At 71.1% G+C, this 23421-nt stretch carries 22 protein-coding genes; 6 read left to right on the plus strand and 16 right to left on the minus strand.

The annotated features are described in order from the left end of the window. Positions 1–713 precede the first annotated feature (713 nt). Entirely contained in the window at positions 714–1157 is a 444-nt protein-coding gene (locus ACWD0F_RS47070; RefSeq protein WP_449888920.1) for a MarR family winged helix-turn-helix transcriptional regulator, read from the minus strand. 94 nt (positions 1158–1251) lie between these two features. Here ACWD0F_RS47070 and ACWD0F_RS47075 point away from each other — a divergent pair, with 94 nt between their 5' ends. Next, complete coding sequence (locus ACWD0F_RS47075; RefSeq protein ID WP_449888922.1) at positions 1252–1635, plus strand: PPOX class F420-dependent oxidoreductase; 384 nt, start codon at positions 1252–1254, stop codon at positions 1633–1635. Between the two features lie 18 nt (positions 1636–1653). After that, on the plus strand, positions 1654–2061 hold the full coding sequence (locus tag ACWD0F_RS47080; protein WP_449888924.1) for a hypothetical protein: 408 nt from the start codon (positions 1654–1656) through the stop codon (positions 2059–2061). A 44-nt stretch (positions 2062–2105) separates the two neighbouring features. Here the strand turns inward: ACWD0F_RS47080 and ACWD0F_RS47085 are convergent, their stop codons facing one another. Continuing rightward, positions 2106–2261: a hypothetical protein gene (locus tag ACWD0F_RS47085; RefSeq protein WP_449888926.1), complete on the minus strand. Its 156-nt coding sequence runs from the start codon at positions 2259–2261 to the stop codon at positions 2106–2108. Between the two features lie 124 nt (positions 2262–2385). Here ACWD0F_RS47085 and ACWD0F_RS47090 point away from each other — a divergent pair, with 124 nt between their 5' ends. Next, positions 2386–4011: a glycosyltransferase family 39 protein gene (locus ACWD0F_RS47090; RefSeq protein ID WP_449888927.1), complete on the plus strand. Its 1626-nt coding sequence runs from the start codon at positions 2386–2388 to the stop codon at positions 4009–4011. A 90-nt stretch (positions 4012–4101) separates the two neighbouring features. Here the strand turns inward: ACWD0F_RS47090 and tyrS are convergent, their stop codons facing one another. Then, entirely contained in the window at positions 4102–5370 is a 1269-nt protein-coding gene (gene tyrS, locus ACWD0F_RS47095; protein ID WP_449888928.1) for a tyrosine--tRNA ligase, read from the minus strand. 123 nt (positions 5371–5493) lie between these two features. Here tyrS and ACWD0F_RS47100 point away from each other — a divergent pair, with 123 nt between their 5' ends. Then, positions 5494–5865, plus strand: coding sequence for a PH domain-containing protein (locus tag ACWD0F_RS47100; protein WP_449888930.1), 372 nt, complete (start codon positions 5494–5496; stop codon positions 5863–5865). Here the strand turns inward: ACWD0F_RS47100 and ACWD0F_RS47105 are convergent. The 13 genes from ACWD0F_RS47105 to ACWD0F_RS47165 form a co-directional block, all read right to left on the minus strand. Next, the gene (locus tag ACWD0F_RS47105) at positions 5805–6539 is read right to left on the minus strand and encodes a DNA-3-methyladenine glycosylase (RefSeq protein WP_449888932.1); all 735 of its coding nucleotides are present in this window, start codon (positions 6537–6539) and stop codon (positions 5805–5807) included. The two genes, ACWD0F_RS47100 and ACWD0F_RS47105, sit on opposite strands and share 61 nt — an antisense overlap. After that, entirely contained in the window at positions 6521–7942 is a 1422-nt protein-coding gene (gene argH, locus ACWD0F_RS47110) for an argininosuccinate lyase (protein WP_449888934.1), read from the minus strand. Before argH ends, ACWD0F_RS47105 begins: the two co-directional genes overlap by 19 nt. A gap of 31 nt (positions 7943–7973) precedes the next feature. After that, on the minus strand, positions 7974–9173 hold the full coding sequence (locus tag ACWD0F_RS47115) for an argininosuccinate synthase (RefSeq protein WP_449888935.1): 1200 nt from the start codon (positions 9171–9173) through the stop codon (positions 7974–7976). Between the two features lie 63 nt (positions 9174–9236). Then, on the minus strand, positions 9237–9743 hold the full coding sequence (locus ACWD0F_RS47120; protein ID WP_449888936.1) for an arginine repressor: 507 nt from the start codon (positions 9741–9743) through the stop codon (positions 9237–9239). Next, entirely contained in the window at positions 9740–10684 is a 945-nt protein-coding gene (gene argF / locus ACWD0F_RS47125; protein WP_449888938.1) for an ornithine carbamoyltransferase, read from the minus strand. Before argF ends, ACWD0F_RS47120 begins: the two co-directional genes overlap by 4 nt. Continuing rightward, entirely contained in the window at positions 10681–11847 is a 1167-nt protein-coding gene (locus ACWD0F_RS47130; protein ID WP_449888940.1) for an acetylornithine transaminase, read from the minus strand. Before ACWD0F_RS47130 ends, argF begins: the two co-directional genes overlap by 4 nt. Then, positions 11847–12719 (minus strand): acetylglutamate kinase, encoded by an 873-nt coding sequence (gene argB, locus ACWD0F_RS47135; RefSeq protein WP_449888942.1) that lies wholly within the window; start codon positions 12717–12719, stop codon positions 11847–11849. The genes ACWD0F_RS47130 and argB overlap by 1 nt, the downstream gene beginning before the upstream one ends. After that, a complete protein-coding gene (gene argJ / locus ACWD0F_RS47140) occupies positions 12716–13867 on the minus strand; it encodes a bifunctional glutamate N-acetyltransferase/amino-acid acetyltransferase ArgJ (protein WP_449888943.1) in 1152 nt (383 codons plus the stop codon). Before argJ ends, argB begins: the two co-directional genes overlap by 4 nt. Beyond that, a complete protein-coding gene (gene argC / locus ACWD0F_RS47145) occupies positions 13864–14901 on the minus strand; it encodes an N-acetyl-gamma-glutamyl-phosphate reductase (protein WP_449889006.1) in 1038 nt (345 codons plus the stop codon). The genes argJ and argC overlap by 4 nt, the downstream gene beginning before the upstream one ends. 208 nt (positions 14902–15109) lie before the next feature. Continuing rightward, the gene (locus ACWD0F_RS47150) at positions 15110–17149 is read right to left on the minus strand and encodes a bifunctional aldolase/short-chain dehydrogenase (RefSeq protein WP_449888945.1); all 2040 of its coding nucleotides are present in this window, start codon (positions 17147–17149) and stop codon (positions 15110–15112) included. Between the two features lie 6 nt (positions 17150–17155). Then, complete coding sequence (gene rhaI / locus ACWD0F_RS47155; RefSeq protein WP_449888947.1) at positions 17156–18313, minus strand: L-rhamnose isomerase; 1158 nt, start codon at positions 18311–18313, stop codon at positions 17156–17158. Positions 18314–18323: 10 nt separating this feature from the next. After that, a complete protein-coding gene (locus ACWD0F_RS47160; RefSeq protein ID WP_449888949.1) occupies positions 18324–18641 on the minus strand; it encodes an L-rhamnose mutarotase in 318 nt (105 codons plus the stop codon). Positions 18642–18760: 119 nt separating this feature from the next. Continuing rightward, positions 18761–20704: a beta-galactosidase gene (locus ACWD0F_RS47165; RefSeq protein ID WP_449888951.1), complete on the minus strand. Its 1944-nt coding sequence runs from the start codon at positions 20702–20704 to the stop codon at positions 18761–18763. Positions 20705–21010: 306 nt separating this feature from the next. Here ACWD0F_RS47165 and ACWD0F_RS47170 point away from each other — a divergent pair, with 306 nt between their 5' ends. Together ACWD0F_RS47170 and ACWD0F_RS47175 are read left to right on the plus strand one after the other, a co-directional pair. Further along, positions 21011–22012 carry a LacI family DNA-binding transcriptional regulator gene (locus ACWD0F_RS47170; RefSeq protein WP_449888953.1) on the plus strand — a complete coding sequence of 334 codons (1002 nt, stop codon included), beginning with the start codon at positions 21011–21013 and terminating at the stop codon, positions 22010–22012. Further along, positions 22009–23418 (plus strand): rhamnulokinase, encoded by a 1410-nt coding sequence (locus ACWD0F_RS47175; protein WP_449888955.1) that lies wholly within the window; start codon positions 22009–22011, stop codon positions 23416–23418. The genes ACWD0F_RS47170 and ACWD0F_RS47175 overlap by 4 nt, the downstream gene beginning before the upstream one ends. The last annotated feature ends 3 nt before the right edge of the window (positions 23419–23421 follow it).

Raw genomic sequence — 23421 nt, forward strand, 5'->3', positions numbered from 1 at the left:
AATGACGGGGTTTGTGCATCATGCACTGGCTTTTAACACACTGTTGAGTTCTCAAGAAACGGACGCGTACATCCTCACCAAGACCTTCAGGCCCTAGATCAGAGGCGCTATTCTCGTCTCGCTTATCTTAGCAGCTTCTCCGTTTTCCTGTCAAATCCGAGGATTTGCTGGATACTGGTGAATCTGGCTAAAATGTGTGTCCCGTTTCTGGGGCAACCCTCGTAACTTACCGTGCCATCTGGCTCTTGTCGAATCAACCGATTTTCCGGTGAGTCGAGGCGTGCCCGAAGACTACTCATGCACAGGCACGCCGAAGCGGTTGCGCCGAGTGGCTCGTTCATTCAAGGGGCTTGCCCTGGGGCCCGTCCGCCTGATCGGCGTCCGGCTCACTCCCGGGGCGAAGTGAAAGATTAGGTCGCGATCCGCGACACGTCAAATCAGGTCCCAGACGGGGACGTCAGGGCATCGTGATGGTGGCGCAGGAGCGCCTGCAGAGCGTCGATGAGAGGACATCGCGCCGGTGGAGTGGAGTACGGGCAGAGCCTCCATCGAAGCGGGAGCGAGGCGTCCCCGGGTCGAGCGGCGTCGGTGATGGAGTTGCGCCGGAGATCGGGCCTAGCCGACGATCACGTCCGTTTGGGGATCGGGGTCCATCTGGATCACGTCCGCTGGGGTCGGATCCGCCTGGGAGCGAGGTCGTACGAAGGTGGGTGTCACCACGTGGAGGTGGCGCGGGAGATGGCCTCGCCGCATCGGGCCAGGAGTGTGCGCAGCGCCTGCCGTTCGTCTTCGGTGAACTCGGCCGCGATGGAGCGTTCGATGATCACGGCTCTTTCGTCCGCCGCTTCCAGTGCCGTGCGTCCGGCTTGCGTGAGGCGGGTCTCCAGGACGCTGCGGTGCCAGGGGTGCGGTGAGCGTTCGACAAGTCCGCGTTCCTCCAGGTTCTTGAGCACCACGGTCATGGCCTGGGGCGTGACGAGACAAGTTCGGGCCAGGGCCGCGCCGGAGATTCCGGGGCTGCCGGCGAGGGCGAGCAGGGCCGCGTACTGGGGAACGGTCAGTCCCGTCGGCCTGACGGCAGCCTGTTTGGCGGTCATCAGCTCATGCTCGGCGCGCTTGATGTGCAGGCCGAGTCGTTCCTCTGCGGGCATTCCCATGTGAGAGATCGTACAAGTTGGTATGGGCATTCCAATGTTGATGGCCATCAAAGCTTTGATAGAGTGCGCCTATCTGCTCTGAAGGAGATGTGTGATGATTCCCGAAAGCCATCTGGACCTGCTCAGCCGGCCCTTGCACGCCCATCTGTCGACGATCGGGCTCGATGGGGCGCCCAACGTGAACCCGGTGTGGACGATCTGGGACGGGGAGTTCCTGCGGTTCACCACTACGACAGATCGTCGCAAGTGCCGGAACGTCATGGAAAATCCGCACGTAGCGGTCTCCATCAACGACCCCGAGCAGCCGTACCGTTATGTGGAGATCCGCGGTGTCGTCGAACGGGTGGAGCCGGATCCTTCGGGCGACTTCTTCGACGTGCTGGCCAACCGTTACGGCCTGAACTACGAGCGGCCCGTCGGCGACGCCGGGCGGCGGGTTGTGCTCGTGGTGAGACCGACACACACCACCCAGCAGTGACATGGAGGTGAGCCGGGGTTGGACGGCTCTGCGGCGCTGGGGATGAAGGAGCATTGCGGTTGGGCCGTGCTGGTGGCGTTGGGAGGCGTCCCTGACGCGCCCCGGGTGCTGCTGCGCGAGCGGGTGACGCTGCTCGACGATCCCGCGCTGCCGGATCAGCCGTACCACGCGGCCGTCGGGCTCGGGCTGGACGAGGCGGGCGGGCTGATCGCCCGGGTGGAGCGGTCCGCTCGTACGGCGGCGCGCGGGGCGGGGCTCGCGGTGAGCCGGTACGACTTCAGGGACTTGCGGCACACGGCGGCAGAGGTGCTGGGGCCAGGTGCGGCGGCACGGGTGGACGGGTTACGCGCGCAGGTCGGGGCACCGTGGACCCGCGACCACAAGAACGCCGCCCTGGGCGCGTTGCTGGTGCTGGCAGGTGGATGACGGAGTGAACGGGTGCCGCGTGCCCGGCCAGCGGGACGACGTAGTCACCGGGTGAGCAGATGCCGCGTGCCAGCCAGCGGGACGACGAAGTAACGGCGTGGGAGGGTGCCGCGTGCCGGCCATTGGGTGAAGAGGTGCCGCGACTCCCACGGCACCAGCCGGTGCCCGTGGTCGGCCAGTTCGTGCACCACGTCCGCCATGGCGGCATCTACATGGGACCAGCTCGTCAGGTCGGCGCGATAGGCACGCCCACAAGCGGGGCATAGAGATCGAACTCGATCGTATTCGCCATGCCCCCGGCCGTATGGCGCGTATTCTTCCCCGGTGACCACTGCCGCCACACTCGCTCCCCCGGTCCGTCCCGCCCAGCGTCCGCGCACATCGAGCCCTTGGTGGATGGCGCTGATCGCGGGCGCGGCGGCGTTCACGGGGACGGGCTCGGCCACCCTGAACGGCGACGAGCTGGCCACGATCAGCGCGGCCTCCCGCTCGCTGGCGGGAATGTGGGAGCTGGCCCGGCACATCGACGGACACTTCCTGCCGTACTACCTGTTCATGCACTTCTGGATGAAGGTCGGCACGGCGGAGTTGTGGTTGCGCCTGCCGTCGGCGATGGCGATCGGCGTGGCGGCCTGGCTGCTGGTCGACCTCGGAAGGCGGCTGCACAGCACCCGTGCCGGGGTCGTCGCCGCGGCGATCTTCACCATCCTGCCCTCGGTGTCCTACTACGGCGCCTTCGCCCGGTCGTACGCCTTCGCCGCCGCCGCGGTCGTCTTCGCGTTCTGGGCGCTGCACCGGGCGGTCGAGCGGCCTGACGGCAGGCGGTGGGTGGTCTACGGGGTGTCGGTGGCGCTGGTGTGCTCGACGCACCTGTTCGCGGTGCTCGTGTTGCCCGCGCACCTGTTCGCCCTGCTCATGCCAGGAGCGCCGTCGCGCCGTGAATCACCGTCAGGCCGGGCGGTGACGGCAGGTCGCGAGATGACGGCAGGTCACACGGTGGCGGCAGGTCACACGGTGGCGGCAGGTCACACGGTGGCGGCAGGTCACACGGTCACGGCAGGGCGTGAGGTGGTGACGCGCCTTGGGGTGTTGGTGCGGATGGTCGCCGCGCTCACCGCCGGCTGTGTGCCCGCCGTGGTGCTGGGGCTGATCGGGTTCGGCGAGCGGCATGCGATCAGCTGGATCCCGCAGCGGGGGCCGGAGGTGTGGCTGAAGTTCCCGAAGATGGCGGCGGGGTCGGCCGCGCTGGGGGTGTTGCTGTTCGCGATGGGAGTGGCCGGCGCCGTGTTGTTGTGGCGGGCGGCGCGCGGTGGCGCGGATCGGAGGCGGGCGCCGTGGGTTCTGGTGCTGCTGGGATGGCTGATCCTGCCGCCGGTGCTGCTCCTCGCCGTGTCGCAGCTCGTGACGCCTGTCTATGTCGACCGCTACCTGTTCGTGACGGCTCCGGCGCTGGCGCTGCTGGCGGGGGTGGCGGTGGCCTGCCTGCCCCGGCTCCAGGTGGTGGCGGCGGTGGTGGTCGTGCTGCTCGGGTGCGTTCTGTCGGTCCAGGATCACGTGGACGTACGCCAGGAGAACGGGCGTTTCGAGAACATCCCGTGGGCGCTGCGCGTGGTCAAGGCAGAGCGCGACGACGCGATCGTCTACGGCCAGAGCCCGGTGCGTACGGGCTTCGAGTACTACGCCGACTCCCTCATGCCCGTTGACGTGCTGAGAACCGGTGACGAGCCGTCGCCCGACGGCTTCGGCTACCCGGAGCGGTCCGACGTGGCCGCCGCGCTCAAGGGGCGCGACCGGGTGTGGGTGGTCTGGCGCGGGAGCAAGCAGTCGGGGCTGGCCGGCGGCGCGGTCGCCCGGGTCGGGGAGGTCGAGAAGGCGGGCTTCGAGCTCAGCTCGGCGAAGCACTCCGGTGATCTGCCGGGGCTCACGGTGGCGCTGTTCATCCGCAGGTGAGGCGAGGCCGTTCATCCGTAGGTGGGGCCAGGCCCTGGATGACGCGGAAATGGGCCCTCCCCGGGAAAGCGGGAAGGGCCCGTTCTTGGCTCAGGCGGTGACCTCGACGCCACCGATCGACTTCTTGCCGCGCCGCAACACCAGGAATCGCCCGTGCAGCAGGTCGCCGGCGGCCGGCACGTACGACTCGTCAGTGATCTTGACGTTGTTCAGGTACGCCCCGCCCTCCTTGACCGCCCGCCTGGCCGCCGACTTCGACTCGACCAGGCCGCTGTCGGCCAGCAGGTCCACGAACGACGCCCCGAGCGCGGGAACGGTGGCCTTGGGCACCTCGGCCAGCGCCGCGGCGAGGGTGGCTGCGGGCAGATCCTCCAGGGAGCCCTGCCCGAAGAGCGCCTTGGAGGCCGCGATGACGGCGTCCAGCTCCTGCTTGCCGTGCAGGAGCTCGGTGAGGTCTTCGGCCAGCGTCCGCTGCGCCTCGCGGGCGAAGGGGCGCTCGGCGACGGCCTTCTCCAGAGCCTCGATCTCCTCGCGGGTCCTGAACGTGAACACCTTGAGGTAGTGGATCACGTCACGGTCGTCGGAGTTGAGGAAGTACTGGTAGAAGGCGTAGGGCGAGGTCATCTCCGGGTCGAGCCAGAGTGCGCCGCCCGCCGTCTTGCCGAACTTGGTGCCGTCGGCCTTGGTGATCAGCGGGAGGGTGAGCGCGTGCACGTGCCCGCCCTCGGTGCGGCGGACCAGGTCCGTGCCCGCGGTGATGTTGCCCCACTGATCGCTGCCGCCGATCTGCAGGGTGCAGTCGTGGCGGCGGTACAGCTCCAGGTAGTCGTTGGCCTGCAGGATCTGGTAGCTGAACTCGGTGTAGCTCAGCCCCTCACCCTGCAGGCGGGCCGAGACCGCCTCCCTGGCCAGCATGCGGTTGACCGGGAAGTGCTTGCCGATGTCGCGCAGGAAGTCGATGGCGCTCAGCTCGCCGGTCCAGTCGAGGTTGCTGACCAAGCGGGCGGCGTTCGGCTCGGCGTCGAAGTCGAGGAAGCGGCCGACCTGGCCGCGCAGGCGTTCCACCCATTCGGCGACGACCTCGCCGGCGTTGAGCGACCGCTCGCTGTTGCGGCCGCTCGGGTCACCGATCAGGCCGGTCGCCCCGCCTACCAGCCCGATCGGGCGGTGCCCGGCGAGCTGCAGGCGGCGCAGGGTGAGCAGCGGCACGAAATGCCCGACGTGCAGCGAGGGGGCGGTGGGGTCGAAACCGGAATAGACCGTGATCGGTCCCTTGGCCATGGACGCGCGCAGGGCGTCGAGGTCGGTGGACTGAGCGATAAGCCCTCGCCACGCGAGGTCATCGAGAATGTCGGTCACGGTGCCGGCTTTCCAGTAGACGTTTCAGACGTTGAGTGATTACAGCGTGCCCGATCACGCGGGACGATCGCCACTTGGATACGCTCTGTCTCCATGTGGAGGGTCCGTCGCAAGCTGGCCGTTTTGAAGATCTTAGGGGCTGTGGTGTGCGCCGGGTTCGCCGTTTACTGGTGGCTCATCGGCGACGTGCGCGGCGTGATCCTGGCCGTCCCGGCGGCCGTGCTGATCGGCGCCATGGGGCTGCGTGACCTGATCGCCCCGGTACGACTCGCGGCCGACGAGGACGGCATCACCGTGGTGCACGGGTTCGCGGGGCGGCGGCGTGTGCCGTGGGAGGCGATCTGGGACGTCAAGGTCGACGTCCGCACGCGGTGGGGGCGGCGCAGCGAGATGCTGGAGATCGACACCGGCGACCATCTGCACATCTTCAGCGCTCACGACCTCGGCACCTCGCCGACGGAGGTGGCCGCGGTGTTGCGGCGCCGGGGCGCATGAGCGCGGTACGGCGACACGGTCGGGTCCCCGTCGATCCAGAACCGCCACGGTGTCTCCTTGGCCGTGGAGATGCCGGTGCGCGGCCCTGACCTGATCGTGGCGGGGTCGGCCGGCCGGCCTTCGAGCAGGGTGGCCGACTGGCGGGGGCGGCCCACGGGCGCGCCGTCCTGGATGGCGTCGAGGCCGTTGTGCTCGCGGAGCAGGCCGAGGGCCACCGCGAGCCGGGCGGGACCACGCGCCAGGTCACGGTCGGCGATCAGCTTGCCGGAGCGGCCGGATGAGCGGCGGGCTCGGGCCACGTCCAGGCCCGCCACCACCTCACCGGCCCGCAACAGCACGGCGGAGCCGCAGCCGTCGGGCAGGCACACCAGGTTCGCGCAGAAGTGCATGCCATAGGTGAAGTACACGTACAGGTGGCCCGGCGGGCCGAACATGACCGCGTTACGCGGCGTCTTGCCGCGATAGGTGTGCGCGGCCGGGTCCTCGCCAGGACCGCCGTACGCCTCGACCTCGGTCAGGCGCACGGCGACGGTCCCGTCCGCGCTCCCCGGCGCCGCCCTGTCCACGCCGCCGTGCACGAGGACGCGCCCGAGCAGGTCGGGCGCCACCTCGTGCGACGGCCGGTCGAAGAAGCTCCGCGGCAGCGCGGCGGAGCTCAGCTCCCGGCCGCCCATGCCGCCTGCGCGTCGACCGCCTCCCCGAGCGCGACGAGCTGGTCGCGCACGCGGTCGGGGGCGGTGCCGCCGTGGGCCTTGCGCGCGGCCAGGGCGCCGGGCACGTTGAGCACGTCGCGAACGTCGGGCGTCAGGTGCGGCGACACCTTGCTCAGCTCATCGTCGGTGAGCTCGCCGAGGTCCTTGTCGTTGACCTGGCACCACACCACGAGGTGGCCGACGGCCTCGTGCGCCTCGCGGAAGGCGACCCCGCGGCGGACGAGCAGCTCGGCCAGGTCGGTGGCGAGCGCGAAGCCGTCGGGGGCGGAGGCCTCCATGCGGGCGGTGTTGACGCGCATGGTGGCGACCAGGCCGGCCATCGCGGGCAGGACCAGCAGCAGCGTGTCGACCGAGTCGAAGACCGGCTCCTTGTCCTCCTGAAGGTCGCGGTTGTAGGTCAGCGGCAGGCCCTTGAGCGTGGTCAGCATCGCCATCAGGTTGCCGATCAGCCGGCCGGACTTGCCGCGCGCCAGCTCGGCCACGTCGGGGTTCTTCTTCTGGGGCATGATCGACGAGCCGGTGGAGTAGGCGTCGTCCATCTCGATCCAGCGGAACTCCTGCGAGGCCCACAGGACGATCTCCTCGCCCAGCCGCGACAGGTGCACGCCGATCATGGCCGCGTCGAACAGGAACTCCGCGGCGAAGTCACGGTCGGAGACGGCGTCCATGGAGTTGGGCGCGGCGGCGGAGAAGCCCAGCTCCTCGGCCACGGCCTGCGGGTCGAGCGGCAGCGAGGAGCCCGCCAGCGCGCCGGCGCCGAGCGGGGAGATCGCGGCGCGCTTGTCCCAGTCGGTGAGCCGGTCGACGTCGCGGGCGAAGGCGTGCACGTGGGCCAGGAGCTGGTGGCCGAACGAGACCGGCTGCGCGTGCTGCAGGTGGGTCATGCCGGGCGCGGCGGTCTCGGCGTGCTGCTCCGCCTGGGCCATCAGCGCCGTCTCCAGCTCGACCAGGCGCGAGACGACCGTGCGCGCGTGATCACGCAGGTAGAGGCGCAGGTCGGTGGCGATCTGGTCGTTGCGGCTGCGCCCGGCGCGCAGTTTGCCGCCGAGCGAGCCGAGCCGCTCCAGCAGTCCGCGCTCCAGCGCCGTGTGCACGTCCTCGTCGGCGACCGTCGGCCGGAACTCGCCCGCCTTGCAGGCCCGCTCCAGATCGTCGAGCGCGCCGATCATGCGCTCCAGCTCGTCGTCGCTCAGCAGCCCCGCCTTGTGCAGCACCCGGGCGTGCGCCCTGGACGCCGCCAGGTCGTAGGGCACGAGCCGCCAGTCGAAGTGCACGCTCACCGACAGCCGGGTCAGCGCGTCGGACGGGCCCCCTTCGAAACGTCCGCCCCACAGCCTCATCGGCTTGCCATCACTCACCGTCATCTCCTCCGTTTCCTCCGCGACCATAGTGCATTCAGTCCTTCTTGGCGTCGCGCGCGGCGGCGATCTTGGCCGGTAGGGAGAAAAGCTGGACGAAGCCCTTGGCCAGCGACTGGTCGAAGGTGTCGCCGGTGTCGTAGGTGGCCAGGGAGAAGTCGTACAGGGATTGCTCGGAGCGGCGGCCCGTGACGGTGGCCTTGCCGCCGTGCAGGGACATGCGGATGTCGCCGGAGACGTGCCGCTGCGCGTCGGCGATGAGCGCGTCGAGCGCGCTCCTGAGCGGGGAGAACCACAGGCCGTCGTAGACGAGCTCGCTCCAGCGCTGGTCGACGCCGCGCTTGAAGCGGGCCAGGTCGCGCTCGACGGTGACGTTCTCCAGCTCCATGTGCGCGGCGAGCAGCGCGATCGCGCCCGGCGCCTCGTAGACCTCGCGCGACTTGATGCCGACGAGGCGGTCCTCGACCATGTCGATCCGGCCGACGCCCTGGGCGCCGGCGCGCTTGTTGAGCTCGTCGATGATCTGGTACGGCGTCAGCGCCCGCCCGTCGACCTTGACCGGCACGCCCTGCTCGAAGGTGACGACGATCTCGTCGGGCTCGCGCGGCTGGGCCGGGTCGGCGGTGTAGGAGTAGACCTCCTCGGTGGGGCCGTTCCAGATGTCCTCCAGGAAGCCGGTCTCGACGGCGCGGCCCCACAGGTTCTGGTCGATGGAGAACGGGTTCTTCTTCGACGTCTCGATCGGCAGGCCCTTGGCCTCGGCGTACTCGATGGCCTTGTCGCGTGTCCAGGCGAAGTCGCGGGCGGGCGCGATGACCTGGAGGTCGGGGGCCAGCGCCGCCAGGCCGGCCTCGAAGCGGACCTGGTCGTTGCCCTTGCCGGTGCAGCCGTGGGAGACGAACGTGCCGCGGAACTGCTTGGCGGCCGACACCAGGTGCTTGACGATGAGAGGGCGCGACAATGAGGAGACCAGCGGGTAACGGTCCATGTAGAGGGCGTTGGCCCGCAGGGCCGGCACGCAGAAGTCGGCGGCGAACTCCTCCTTGGCGTCCACCACGACGGACTCGACGGCGCCGCAGTCGATGGCGCGCTTCTGGATGGCCTCCATGTCCTCGCCGCCCTGGCCGAGGTCGACGGCTACGCAGACGACCTCGGCGTTCATCTTCTCGGCGAGGTAAGGGATGGCGACCGAGGTATCAAGACCCCCGGAGTACGCGAGAACTACTCTTTCGGACATTTTTCTATCTCCATGGACGAAGTCGTGTGGTCGGCACCGAGCAGCCCGCTCCCGGGGAGCGGGCTAACTACGTCGGTCCGCCACTTTCAGCAGCGCCTCCGCGACGGCGTGGCCGCCCGCGGGGTCACGGCTGATGACGAGGATCGTGTCGTCGCCCGCCACCGTGCCGAGGATCGACTCCCAGTCGGCGTGGTCGATGGCGGAGGCCAGGAACTGGGCGGCGCCCGGCGGGGTTCGCACGATGACCAGGTTGGCCGACGCCTCGGCCGCGACCAGCAGCTCCTCGGCGATGCGGTGCAGCCGCGCCATGGGCGACTCGCCGGTGCCGAGCCTGGCGAGCGGGATCCGCCCGCCGCCCTCGCCCGGCAGCGCGTACACGAGCGAGCCGTCCTCGGCGCGCAGCTTGAGCGCGCCGAGTTCGTCGAGGTCGCGCGAGAGCGTGGCCTGGGTGACCTCGACGCCGCTCTCGGCGAGCAGCTTGGCCAGCTCGGGCTGGGAGCGCACGGCCTGGCGCAGCAGCAGGTCGGTGATCTTCGACTGCCGCGCGGCCTTGGTCATCGGGATGGTCATTCGATCGACACCAGCCAGTGCAGGAGCGCCTTCTGGGCGTGCAGCCGGTTCTCCGCCTGGTCCCACACGACGCTGCGCGGGCCGTCGAGCACGTCGGCGGTGATCTCGTACTCGCGGTAGGCGGGCAGGCAGTGCAGCACGATCGCGTCCGGCGCGGCGTGTTCGAGCAGCTCGGAGTTGACCTGGTACGGCATGAGCGCGGCCACCCGCTCCTCCTTGCCGTCCTGGCCCATCGAGACCCAGGTGTCGGTGGCGATCACGTGGGCGCCCTGGGCGGCGGCGGCCGGGTCGGTCAGCGCGACCACCGAGCCGCCGGTCCTGGCCGCGATGGCGGCGGCCTGGTCGAGGATGACGGCGTCGGGCTGGTAGCCGGCCGGGGCCGCGATCCGCACGTGCATGCCGGCCGTGGCGCAGCCGAGCAGGTAGGAACCGGCCATGTTGTTGGCGCCGTCGCCGAGGTAGGTGAGCGTGAGCCCGGCGGTCCTGCCCAGCTTCTCCTGGACGGTCTGCAGGTCGGCGAGGATCTGGCAGGGGTGGAACTCGTCGGTGAGCGCGTTGACGACCGGCACCCGCGAGTGGGCGGCCATCTCGTCGATGCGCTCCTGCCCGGTGGTCCGCCAGACGATGGCCGAGACCTGGCGGTCGAGGACCCTGGCCAGGTCCGCGGGCGGCTCGCCGCGGCCCATCAGGACCGAGACGTTGTCCACCACCAGCGGCAGGCCGCCGAGCTCGCCGATGCCGGTGTGGAAGGAGACGCGGGTGCGCGCGGACGGCTTGTCGAACAGGACCGCGACGGTCTGCGGCCCCTCGAAGGGGCGGTAGCCGTAGCGGTCCTTCTTCATGGCGGCGGCCAGATCGAGGACCTCCGCCTGCTCGGCGGGCGACAGGTCGTCGTCGCGCAGGAAATGCCTGGTGGGCGCCGAGTTCGCGCGCTGACTCACTTGCCGGCCTCCGTCAGGATCTTGGGGTAGGCGTCCACCAGCGCGTCGACCTCGTCGGCTGTCACGACGAGGGGCGGCGCGATGCGGATGGCGTCGGGCTGCAGGGCGTTGACCAGGAAGCCGGCCTCGGCGGCGGCCTTCTGGACTTCGGCCGAGCGCGGCTCGCGCAGCACGGTGGCCAGCCACAGGCCGCGCCCGCGCACGCCCTTCAGCAGCGGATGGCGGATCGACTCCAGGCCGGTGCGCAGCCGGGCGGAGACGGACTTGACGTGGTCGAGGTCGACGTTGGCGAGCACGGCCAGCGCGGCGGCGCACGAGACCGGGTTGCCGCCGAACGTCGAGCCGTGGTCGCCCTTGGCGAACAACGTGCCGGCGTCGCCGAATCCGACGCACGCACCGATCGGCAGGCCGCCGCCCAGGCCCTTGGCCAGGGTCAGGATGTCGGGGGTGACGCCGTCGGCCTGGTGGGCGAACCAGTGCCCGGTGCGGCCGATGGCGGACTGGATCTCGTCGGCCACGAGCAGCGCGCCGGTGTCGTCGCAGATCTCGCGGGCGGCCTCGAAGTAGCCCTCGGGCGGCGGCACCACGCCCGCCTCGCCCAGGGTGGGCTCCAGGAAGACCGCGATGCAGTCGCCGGTCACGGCCTCCTTGAGCGCGCCGGCGTCGCCGTAGGGGACGAAGCGCACCTCGACGGGGAACGGGCCGAACTGGTCGCGGATGGACGCCTTGCCCGTCAGGGACAGGGCGCCGATCGTGCGGCCGTGGAAGCCGTTCTCGGCGGCGACGAAGTAGGAGCGGCCCTCGCGCCGGCCGTACTTGAGCGCCAGCTTGTAGGCGGCCTCGTTGGCCTCGGTGCCGGAGTTGGCGAAGAAGATCTTGGCGGGGGCGTTCAGCAGGCCGAGGAGCTGCTCGGCGAGCAGCACTTCGGGCTCGTGCAGGAACAGGTTGCTGGTGTGGGCGATGGTGGCGACCTGCGCGGAGACGGCCTCGACCAGGGCGGGGTGGGCGTGACCGAGCGAGCTGGTCGCGATGCCGCCGATGAAGTCGAGATACTCCTTGCCGTCCACGTCCCAGACGCGGCTGCCCTCGCCTCGTGCCAGGGCGACCGGGGGGACGCCGTAGTTGGGCATGAAGGCTTTTTCGAATCTCTCGAACAGGCTCATCAGGGCATCACCATCGTTCCGATTCCCTCATTGGTGAAGATTTCCAGCAGGAGTGCGTGGGGCACCCGGCCGTCGAGCACGTGTGCCTGCGGGACGCCGCCCCGCACCGCCGTCAGGCAGGCCTCCATCTTGGGGACCATGCCGCTGGACAGCGTGGGCATCATCGTCTCAAGCGCGTCGGCGTCGAGATGGTCGATCACGTCCGTGTCGTCGGGCCAGTTCGCGTACAGGCCTTCGACGTCGGTGAGGACGATCAGTTTCTGCGCCTGGAGCGACACGGCGAGCGCGGCGGCCGCCGTGTCGGCGTTGACGTTGTAGATCTCGCCGTCGTCGCTCCTGGCCACGCTGGAGACGACGGGGATGCGGCCGTCGTCGATCAGGGCGCGCACCGCGCCGGGATCGACCTTCATGATCTCGCCGACCTGGCCGATGTCCACGGGCTCGCCGTCCACGACGGCGTGCTTGCGCACGGCGGTGAACAGGTGGGCGTCCTCGCCGGACATGCCGACCGCGAACGGGCCGTGCCGGTTGACCAGGCCCACGATGTCGCGGTTGACCTGGCCGGTGAGGACCATCCTGACGACCTGCATGGCCTCGGGCGTGGTGACCCGGAGCCCGGCGGTGAAGGTGGACTCGATGCCCGCCTTGTCCAGCGCGCTGCTGATCTGCGGGCCGCCGCCGTGCACGACCACCGGGCGCAGGCCCACGTGGTGCAGGAAGACGACGTCCTCGGCGAAGCCCTCCTTGAGGGCCTCCTCGGTCATCGCGTTGCCGCCGTACTTGATGACGACGGTCGCGCCGTGGAAGCGGGTCAGCCAGGGCAGCGCCTCGATGAGGACGCCGGCCTTGGTCTGGGCGGTGGACAACCTCATGAGGAGTAGGCCGAGTTCTCGTGGACGTATTCGGCCGTCAGGTCCGTGGTGTGGATGGTCGCGGTGTCGGGGCCCGCCGACAGGTCGATGGTGATCGTCACGTCCCTGGGGCGCATGTCCACCTTGGCGCGGTCGTCGCCGACGGCGCCGCCCCGGCAGATCCAGATGCCGTTGATGGCCACGTTGAGCCGGTCGGGCTCGAACACGGCGTCGGTGGTGCCGACGGCGGCCAGGACGCGGCCCCAGTTGGGGTCCTCGCCGTGGATGGCGCACTTGAGCAGGTTGGACCGGGCGACCGAACGGCCGACGGCGACGGCGTCCTTCTCGGAGGCGGCGCCGACGACCTCGATGGCGATGGCCTTGGTGGCGCCCTCGGCGTCGACGAGGAGCTGCCTGGCCAGGTCGGCGCAGACCTCGGTGACCTTCTGCCCGAACTCCGCGAGGTCCGGCTTGATCCCGGAGGCGCCGCTGGCGAGCAGCAGCACGGTGTCGTTGGTCGACATGCAGCCGTCGGTGTCGAGCCGGTCGAACGTGGCGGCCGTGGCACCGCGCAGCGCGGCGTCGAGCTCGTCGCTGGTCAGGTCGGCGTCGGTGGTGATCACGCAGAGCATCGTGGCCAGGGCCGGGGCCAGCATGCCCGCGCCCTTGGCCATGCCGCCGACCATGTAGCCGTCGGCGCGCTTGAAGGAGATCTTGGAGACCGTGTCGGTGGTGCGGATGGCGTCGGCCGCGGCCAGGCCGCCGTCGCGGGAGAGCTGGCCGGCGGCCGTCTCGACGCCGGACAGCAGCGCCTCCATGGGCAGCCGCTCGCCGATCAGCCCCGTGGAGCAGATCGCGACCTCGCCCGCGGAGTCCAGCAGCAGCTCGGCGGCCTTCTCGGCGGTGGCGTGGGTGTCCTGGAAGCCCTCGGGTCCTGTGCAGGCGTTGGCTCCGCCGGAGTTGAGCACCACCGCTCGCAGCCGCCCGCCCGCCAGGACCTGCTGCGACCACAACACGGGGGCGGCCTTCACGCGGTTGGCGGTGAAGACGCCCGCGGCGGCGCGGCTGGGCCCGTCGTTGACGACGACGGCCAGATCGCGGGCGCCACCGGACTTGATCCCGGCGGCGACACCCGCGGCTCTGAAGCCGAGAGGGGCGGTTACGCTCATGGTGCGACTCCTGTCAGGGGGAGGCCAAGCTCTTCCGGCAGGCCGAGGGCGAGGTTCACGCTCTGGATCGCGCCCCCGGCGGTGCCCTTGGTGAGGTTGTCGATGGCGATGACGGCGATCACGCGGCCCGCGCGCTCATCGAGCGTCACCTGCAGGGCGGCGGTGTTGGAGCCGTAGGTCATGGCGGTGGCGGGCCACAGGCCCTCCGGCAGGAGGTTGACGAAGGGCTCGTCCTTCAGCGCCACCTCGTACGCGGTGCGCAGCGACTCCTGGGTGACGCCTGGCGCGGCGGGGGCGCTGCAGGTGGCCAGGATGCCGCGGCTCATGGGGGCCAGCGTCGGGGTGAAGGAGACGCGGACCGGGGTCCGGGCGACGGCCGACAGGCCCTGCTCCATCTCGGGGGTGTGCCGGTGGACGCCGCCCACGCCGTACGCGCTGACCGAGCCCATGACCTCGCTGCCGAGCAGGCTGGTCTTGAGCGACCGGCCGGCGCCGCTGGTGCCGCTGGCGGCGACCACGACCACGTCGGGGCCGGTCAGCCCGGCGGCGAACGCGGGCGTCAGGGCCAGCAGGACCGAGGTCGGATAGCAGCCCGGAACCGCGATCCGGGTGGCGCCGGCCAGCAGCTCGCGCTGGCCGGGCAGCTCGGGCAGGCCGTAGGGCCAGGTGCCCGCGTGCTCGCCACCGTAGAACTCCTGCCAGGCGGCCGGGTCGGTGAGCCGGTGGTCGGCCCCGCAGTCGACCACGACCGTCTCCTCGCCGAGTTGCGCGGCGACCGCGGCCGAGTGGCCGTGCGGCAGGGCCAGGAAGACCACCTCGTGGCCGGCCAGGATCTCGGCGGTGGTGTCCTCGATGACGCGGTCGGCGAGTTGCGGCAGATGGGGCTGGTGGGCGCCGAGGCGGCTGCCCGCGCTGGAGGCGGCGGTGAGCGCGCCGATCTCGAACCGGGGATGGCCGAGCAGGAGGCGAAGGAGCTCACCTCCCGCGTAGCCGCTGGCTCCCGCGATCGCTGCTCTCATTCCACCCTCCTGCATGTTCATGCATAACAGCTTATGACCTTACTAGTCTGTGAAGATAATGCACTCCAGGGGATGGATATGCAACCCGAGAACCACATCGTGGAACCCCTGTTCCCCCTGTGGCCTCCGGCTGAACACCGCGCGGCGGCCTGAATGATCGGCGCCCGGAAACGCATGAGCGGGCCGCCACCCTCCGGGGTGACGGCCCGCTCACGGCCGGAACTCAGCGCAGGAAGGCGGCCGCCACCCCCGCGTCCACCGGGATGTGCAGCCCGGTGGTGTGGGTGAGGTCGCCCCCGGTGAGGGCGAAGACGGCGGCGGCCACGTGCTCGGGCAGCACCTCGCGCTTGAGCAGGGTGCGCTGGGCGTAGAACTCGCCGAGCTTGTCCTCCTCGACCCCGTACACGGCCGCGCGGTTGGCGCCCCAGCCGGAGGCGAAGATGCCGGAGCCGCGGACGACGCCGTCGGGGTTGATGCCGTTGACCCGGACGCCGTGCGCGCCCAGCTCGGCCGCGAGCAGCCGGACCTGGTGCGCCTGGTCGGCCTTGGCCGCGCCGTAGGCGACGTTGTTCGGGCCGGCGAAGACGGCGTTCTTGGAGGAGATGTAGATGATGTCGCCGCCCATGTCCTGGTCGATCATGACCCGGGCGCTCTCGCGGGAGACCAGGAACGAGCCGCGCGCCATGACGTCGTGCTGCAGGTCCCAGTCGGCCAGGGTGGTCTCCAGCAGCGCGCGCGACAACGACAGGCCGGCGTTGTTGACCACGAGGTCCACGCCGCCGAAGGCGAGCACGCCCGCGCGTACGGCCTCGGTGACCTGCTCCTCCGACGTGACGTCCACCCCGACCGCCACGGCGACGTCGGACACCCGGTAGGCGGCCGCGCCGAGCTCGGCGGCGACCTTCTCGGCGGCGCCCAGGTCGCGGTCGGCGATCACCACGCAGGCGCCCTCGGCGGCCAGGCGGCGCGCGGTGGCGGCGCCGATGCCCGAGCCGCCGCCCGTCACCAGCGCGACCCGGGTGGCCAGCGGCTTGGGCTTGGGCATGCGGCGGAGCTTGGCCTCCTCCAGCTCCCAGTACTCGATGCGGAACTTCTCCGACTCGGGGATGGGGGCGTAGGAGGAGACGGACTCGGCGCCGCGCATGACGTTGATGGCGTTGACGTAGAACTCGCCGGCCACGCGGGCGGTCTGCTTGTCCTTGCCGAAGGAGAACATACCGACGCCCGGCACCAGCACGATCGCCGGGTCCGCGCCGCGCATCGGCGGGGAGTCCGGGGTGGCGTGCCGGTCGTAGTAGGCGGTGTAGTCGGCGCGGTAGGCGGCGTGCAGCTCGCGCAGCCGGGTCACCGCCTGCTCCAGCGGCGCGTCCGGCGGCAGGTCCAGCACCAGGGGCGCGACCTTGGTGCGCAGGAAGTGGTCGGGGCAGGAGGTGCCCAGCGCGGCCAGGCGCGGATGCTCGGCCCGGGAGACGAAGTCGAGCACCTCGGGTGTGTCGGTGTAGTGGCCGACCTGCGGCCGGTCGGCGGAGGCCAGGCCGCGGACCACCGGGAACAACGCGGCGGCGCGGGCGTGCCGCGCGGCCTCCGGCAGGCTCTGGTGGATCACCGGGCCGAACGGGTCCTGGCGGCCGTGCTCGGCCAGGTACGCCTCGGCGGTGCGGATGATCTCCAGCGAGCGGGCCTCGCACTCCTCGGACGTGGCGCCCCAGGCGGTGATGCCGTGGCCGCCCAGGACGCAGCCGATGGCCTGCGGGTTGGCGTCCTTGATGGCGGCGATGTCGAGGCCGAGCTGGAAGCCGGGCCGGCGCCACGGCACCCACACCACGCGGCCGCCGAACACGCGCCCGGTCAGCTCCTCGCCGTCGGCGGCGGTGGCGATGGCGATGCCGGCGTCGGGGTGCAGGTGGTCGACGTGGGCGGCCTCGACCAGGCCGTGCATGGCCGTGTCGATCGACGGCGCGGCCCCGCCCTTGCCGTGCAGGCAGTAGTCGAACGCGGCGACCATCTCGTCCTCGCGCTCGACGCCCGGGTAGACGCCCTTGAGCGCGCGCAGCCGGTCGAGGCGGAGCACGGCCAGGCCGGACTCCTTCAGCGTGCCGAGGTCGCCGCCGGAGCCCTTGACCCAGAGCAGCTCGACCTCCTCGCCGGTGACCGGGTCGGGCGCGGCGCCCTGGGCGGAGGTGTTGCCGCCCGCGTAGTTGGTGTTGCGCGCGTCCGCTCCCAGGCGGTGAGAGCGTTCCAGCAGTTCGTTGATGACGTTCATGGTGTGTCAGGCTCCCCAGCCGGCCTGGTTGCCGCCGACGCGCTCGGTGGCGATCTTGTCGAAGTATCCGGACTTGGCGTAGGCGGCCATCGGGTCGGGCGCCAGTCCCGACTCCTGCCGCAGCTCGGCCAGCAGCGGCCGCACGTCGGTGTTGTAGGCGTCCATGACGACCGCGTTCGCGCCCAGCACGTCACCCTCGGACTGCGCGGCGGCCAGCGCCCCGGCGTCGACCAGCAGCGCCTTGGCGGTGGCCTCCTGCACGTTCATGACCGAGCGGATCTGGCCCGGGATCTTGGGCTCGATGTTGTGGCACTGGTCCAGCATGAACGCCACGTTGTTCGCGGGGTCCAGGCCGCCGCCGCGCACCACCTCGTACATGATGCGGAAGAGCTGGAACGGGTCCGCCGCCCCCACCATCAGGTCGTCGTCGGCGTAGAAGCGGGAGTTGAAGTCGAAGCCGCCGAGCTTCCCCTCGCGCAGCAGGAACGCCACGATGAACTCGATGTTGGTGCCCGGCGCGTGGTGGCCGGTGTCCACGACGACCTGCGCCTTGGGGCCGAGCTTGACGCAGTGCGCGTACGCGGTGCCCCAGTCGGGCACGTCGGTGGCGTAGAAGGCGGGCTCGAACAGCTTGTACTCCAGCAGGAAGCGCTGGTCCTCGCCGAGCCGGGCATAGACCTGCGCCAGCGACTCGGCCAGGCGGTCCTGGCGGGCGCGGATGTCGTCCTGGCCCGGGTAGTTGATGCCGTCGGAGAACCACAACTTCAGCGTGCCTGAGCCGGTGGCGTCCATGATGTCCACGCACTCCAGCAGGTGGTCGGTCGCCTTCCTGCGGACCCGCGCGTCCGGGTGGGTGACGCTGCCGAGCATGTAGTCGTCGTCCTGGAAGACGTTGGAGTTGATCGCGCCGATGCCCACGCCCAGGTCGCGGGCATGGGCGGCCAGGTCGGCGTAGTCGTCCACCTTGTCCCACGGAATGTGCAGGGCGACCGTGGGCGCGATCCCCGTGTAGGCGTGCACCTGGGCGGCGTCGGCCAGCTTCTCGTACGGGTCGCGCGGCACCCCCTTCTGGGCGAACACCTTGAACCTCGTGCCGCTGTTGCCGAACGCCCAGGATGGCGTCTCGATGTGCTGCGCCCGCAGCGCGGCCTTGATGTCTGTCATTACTCCCCGATCAATCCAGGTGGAACACTTCGTCCAGCGGGTGCATGCCCTCGTCGGGACGGCCGTCGAGACGTTCGAAGAACGGCGCCATCTCGGCCTGCCAGCGGGCGTTGACCTCGGTCTCGGCCATGGCCTTCTTGGCGGCCTCGAAGTCGTCGGTCTCCAGGTAGCCCACGAGCAGGCCGTCGTCGTTGAGGAAGAGCGAGTAGTTGTGCCAGCCGGTGCTCGCGAGCGCCTCTCGCATCTCCGGCCAGACGTCCCGGTGGCGTTCCCGGTACTCGGCCAGCCGCTCCGGGCGGACCTTCAGCAGGAAGCAGACGCGCTGCACGGGCACCTCCTTCAAAACGTTTTAATCCTTCGCCAGGAAACTACGATTCCTGGTGCTCGCTGTCAATGTGATGCCCGCCCCCGATACGGGGCGGGCTGCCGCCGGAACGGTGACACGTTTTAACGCGCTAGGGGTTGACCGACGATGACGCGGACGTCGCCCGCCGGCACCACGACCGGCTCGCCCTCGGCCGGCCGCACGACCGCGTCCTGCTCCGTGTGGTTGATCGCGAACAGGTAGGAGCGGCCGTCGGCGTGCGAGCGCCGCACCACCTCCACCCCCGGCGCGGCCTCGGCGACCGGCCAGGCGCCCGCCTCCGCGCAGACCGTGGCGAGGACCTCCGCCAGAGCGTCGTCGTCGAGCCTGGTGGTCAGGTAGTGCGCGGCCCCGTCGCCCCACTGGTTACGGGTCCAGGCGGGCTCGCCGGTGGCGTAGGTGTCGAGGACCTTGGCGCTGGTGACGTGCGCCAGCTCGCTCCAGACGCCGCCCGTCGCCCCGGATTCGAGCGCGATCGGCCCGTCCAGCGGGAAGAACTCCTCGACGCTCACGCCGAGCAGGTCGCGCCACGCGCCGGGGTAGCCGCCCAGGCGCACCCGGTCGTGCTCGTCCACGATCCCGCTGTACGGACCCACCAGCACCACCCCGCCCCGCCGGGTGAACTCCTCCAGGCCGGCCGCCCCCGCATCGCTCACCAGGTAGAGCGCGGGCACCAGCACCAGGCGGTAACCGGTCAGGTCGCCTTCGGGATGGGCCAGGTCGCAGGTGACGCCGGCCCGCCAGAGGGCGGCGTGCCAGCGCTTGGCCTCCTCCACCGGGTCCAGGTCGGCCGCCGGCTGGGCGGGATGGTCCTGGGCCCAGACACTGGCGTGGTCGAGGAGGATCGCGACCTCGGCCCGCACGGTGCTGCCGGTCACGCCGGCCAGCCCGGCCAGCTCGGCGCCGAGCGCGCTCACCTCGCGCCAGATCTTGGTGTCGGTCCCCGCGTGCGGCACCATCGCCGAGTGCCACTTCTCGGCGCCGGCCCGCGAGGCCCGCCACTGGAAGAACATGATCCCGTCGGCGCCCCTGGCCAGGTGCTGCAGGGAGTTGCGGCGCAGCTCGCCGGGGCTCTTGGCGAGGTTGCGCGGCTGCCAGTTGACCGCGCTGGTCGAGTGCTCCATGAGCAGCCAGGGCCGGCCGCCGTTCAGCGAGCGGGCGTAGTCGGCGGCGAAGGCCAGGTCGACGTGCGGCTCGGGGCGGGCGCCGATCAGGTAGTGGTCGGTGGAGACCACGTCCAGCTCGGCGGCGAAGGCCCAGCAGTCCATGTCCCAGTGCGCGCCGGCCATCAGGTTCGTGGTCGCGGGGACGCCGGGCGCGAGCCGTCTGAGCAGGTCGCGTTCGGCGGAGTAGAGCTCGACGAGCGCGTCGGAGCTGAACCGGCGGAAGTCGAGCTGCTGGCCCGGGTTGGTGAAGCTGGGGGTGGCCCGCGGCGGCACGATCTGGGCCCAGTCGCTGTAGCGCTGGGACCAGAACGCGGTGCCCCACGCCTCGTTGAGCGCGTCCAGGCCGGCGTAGTGCGCGCGCAGCCAGGCGCGGAAGGCCGCGGCCGAGGTGTCGCAGTAGCAGCGGGCGTTGTGGCAGCCGTACTCGTTGTGCACGTGCCACATGACCAGCGCCGGATGGTCGCGGTAGCGGGTGGCCACCTGCTCGGCGACGCGCAGCGCCTTCTCGCGGTAGATCGGCGAGCTGGGGCAGAAGCCCTGCCTGCTGCCGTGGTGCAGCCGCCGGCCGTCGGCGTCCACCGGCAGCGCCTGCGGGTAGGCGTCGCCGAACCAGGGTGGCGGGGCGGCGGTGGGGGTGGCCAGGTTCGCGCCGATGCCGTTGGCGGCCAGCAGATCCAGCACGCGGTCGAACCAGCCGAAGTCGAACACGCCCTCGGCCGGCTCCAGCATGGACCAGGCGAAGATGCCGACGCTGACCCGGTTGACGCCGGCCTCGCGCATCAGCGCGACGTCCTGCTCCCACGTCTCCTCGGGCCACTGCTCGGGGGTCCAGTCCCCGCCATAGGCGATGACGTCCGGCATGAGGCCTGCCTTTCGGGGTCACTGTGAGCGCTCACAGTTTGTTGCGCCAGCGTTTACCGGGGATTAAAACGTTCCCCCACCTGGCCGCACAAGTCCCGGCCGCGCCCGGCGGCGGGTTCTCGCTGACAGCGCAGACGTGGGCGTGCGCGGCGCGGCGGCGATGGCGACTCGATGCGCCCCCTAGTAGAACGTTTTACTTTCAGCGCGCCGCCAGGGTCCGTGTCTGCGGCGCGGTCACCGCGCGCCGCCCCGCCCACCGGTGCCGCGACTGGCGCGCAATGCATTAGTACGTTTTAATTGGGCCCCATGGCCATGGTCAGCATCAAGGACGTCGCCGCCCTCGCCGGCGTCTCCCCGGGCACGGTCTCCAACGTACTGAACCGGCCGGCCAAAGTCGCCCCCGCCACCAGGGAGCGGGTGGAGGCCGCCATCAGCGATCTGGGCTTCGTCCGCCATGGCTCGGCCTCCACGCTGCGCGCGGGCTACAGCAGGACGATCGGCCTGAGCGTGATCGACATCGGCAACCCGTTCTTCACCGAGGTCGCGGCCGGGGTCGAGGACGTCGCCAGCGAGCTCGGTTACGCCGTCATCCTGGGCAACTCGGCGGGCTCGCAGGACAAGGAGGACCGCAACCTGCGGGTGCTGGCCGAGCACCGGGTGCGCGGCGTGCTGATCACGCCCTCCGGCGAGGACCCGGCCCGGCTGGAGCGGCTGCGCGGCCACGGCATCAGCGTGGTCCTCGTCGACCATCCCGCGCACCGGCCCGACCAGTGCGCGGTGGCCGTGGACGACGTGGCGGGCGGCCGGGCCGCGGTCACGCACCTGCTGTCCAAGGGCGCGGCCACCATCGCCTACGTCACCGGCCCGCTGAGCATCAGGCAGTGCGCCGAGCGCAGGGAGGGCGCGAAGGCGGCGATGCGCGGCATCGGGCTCGACCCCGCCGACCTGCGGATCTCCGAGTCGAACACGATGACCGCCCGGGGCGGCGAGAAGGCGGCCGGCGACCTCATCGCCAAGGGCCTGCCCGAGGCGATCTTCTGCGCCAACGACCTGCTCGCGCTCGGCGTGCTGCGGGCGCTGCTGCGCGCCGGGGTGCGGGTGCCCGAGGACGTGGCCCTGATGGGTTACGACGACATCGACTTCGCCGCGGCCTCGACCGTGTCGCTCAGTTCCATGCGCCAGCCGACCTACCAGCTCGGCCGCATCGCCACCGAGCTGCTGCTCGACGAGTGCGACAACCCCGAGACGCACGCCCACCAGCACATCATGTTCCAGCCGGAGCTCATCGCCAGGGAGTCCACCCAATGAGCCGTTTCGCCGCCGTCGACCTGGGTGCCTCCAGCGGCCGGGTCATGCTGGCCGACCTGTCCGACGGTCTGCGGCTGACGGAGGCGCACCGCTTCCCCAACGGCCCGGTCCGCGTGTCGGGCCGCCTCCACTGGGACATCCTGGGCCTGTACCGCGAGATCCTCACCGGCCTGCGCCACGCGGGACCGGTCGCCTCCATCGGCGTGGACGCCTGGGCGGTCGACTACGGCCTGCTCGACGAGTCGGGCGCGCTGCTCGGCAACCCGGTGCACTACCGCGACGACCGCACCCGGGGCGTCTCGGACCAGGTGGCCGAGACCGTCGGCGCGGCGGCGCTGTACGAGGTCTCCGGCCTGCAGGTGCTGCCGTTCAACACCCTCTACCAGTTGCTGGCCGACCGCCTCGACGAGGCGGCGACCCTGCTGCTGATCCCCGACCTGCTCGGCTACTGGCTCACCGGCGAGGTGGGCGCCGAGGTGACCAACGCCTCGACGACGGGGCTGCTCGACGTGCGCACCAGGGCGTGGGCCACGCCGCTGATCGAGCGGCTCGGCCTGCCCGCCGGGTTGTTCCCGCCGTTGCGGCAGCCCGGCGACGCGCTCGGCGGCCTGCGGCGCGACGTGGCCGCGGAGATCGGCTGGTCGGCGCCCGTGCGGGCGGTCGCCTCCCACGACACCGCCTCGGCCGTGGCCGCGGTGCCCGCCACGGGCGCGGCCTTCGCCTACGTCTCCTGCGGCACGTGGTCGCTGGCCGGGGTGGAGCTGCCCGGCCCGGTGCTGACCCCCGAGAGCCGCGCCGCGAACTTCACCAACGAGGCCGGCATCGACGGCACCGTCCGCTACCTGCGCAACGTGATGGGCCTGTGGTTGCTGCAGGAGTGCCTGCGCGCCTGGCCGGGCTCGGACCTGGCCGACCTGTTGAAGGCCGCGGCGGGCGAGCGGCCGTTCGCCGCCGTGGTGAACCCGGACGAGCCCGTGTTCCTGCCGCCGGGCGACATGCCGGCCAGGATCGCGGCCGAGTGCCGGCGCACCGGGCAGCGCCCGCCGTCGTCGCCGGCGGCGTTCACGCGGTGTGTGCTGGAGAGCCTGGCGCTCGGGCACCGGCGGGCCGTGCGGCAGGCGATGGAGTTGTCGGGACGCGACGTCGAGGTCGTCCACCTGGTCGGCGGCGGGTCGCGGAACGAGCTGCTGTGCCAGTTGACCGCCGACGCCTGCGGGCTGCCGGTGGTGGCCGGTCCGGCCGAGGCGACGACGTTCGGCAACGTGCTGGTGCAGGCCCGCGCGGCCGGGCTGGTCTCCGGGCTGGAGGAGATGCGCTCGCTGGTCGCCGCCGCCGAGCCGCTGCGCCGCTACGAGCCGTCCGGCGACGGCGGCGCGTGGGACAAGGCCGCCTCCCGCGTCTTCTGACCC

This window comes from Nonomuraea sp. NPDC002799, assembly GCF_053592075.1.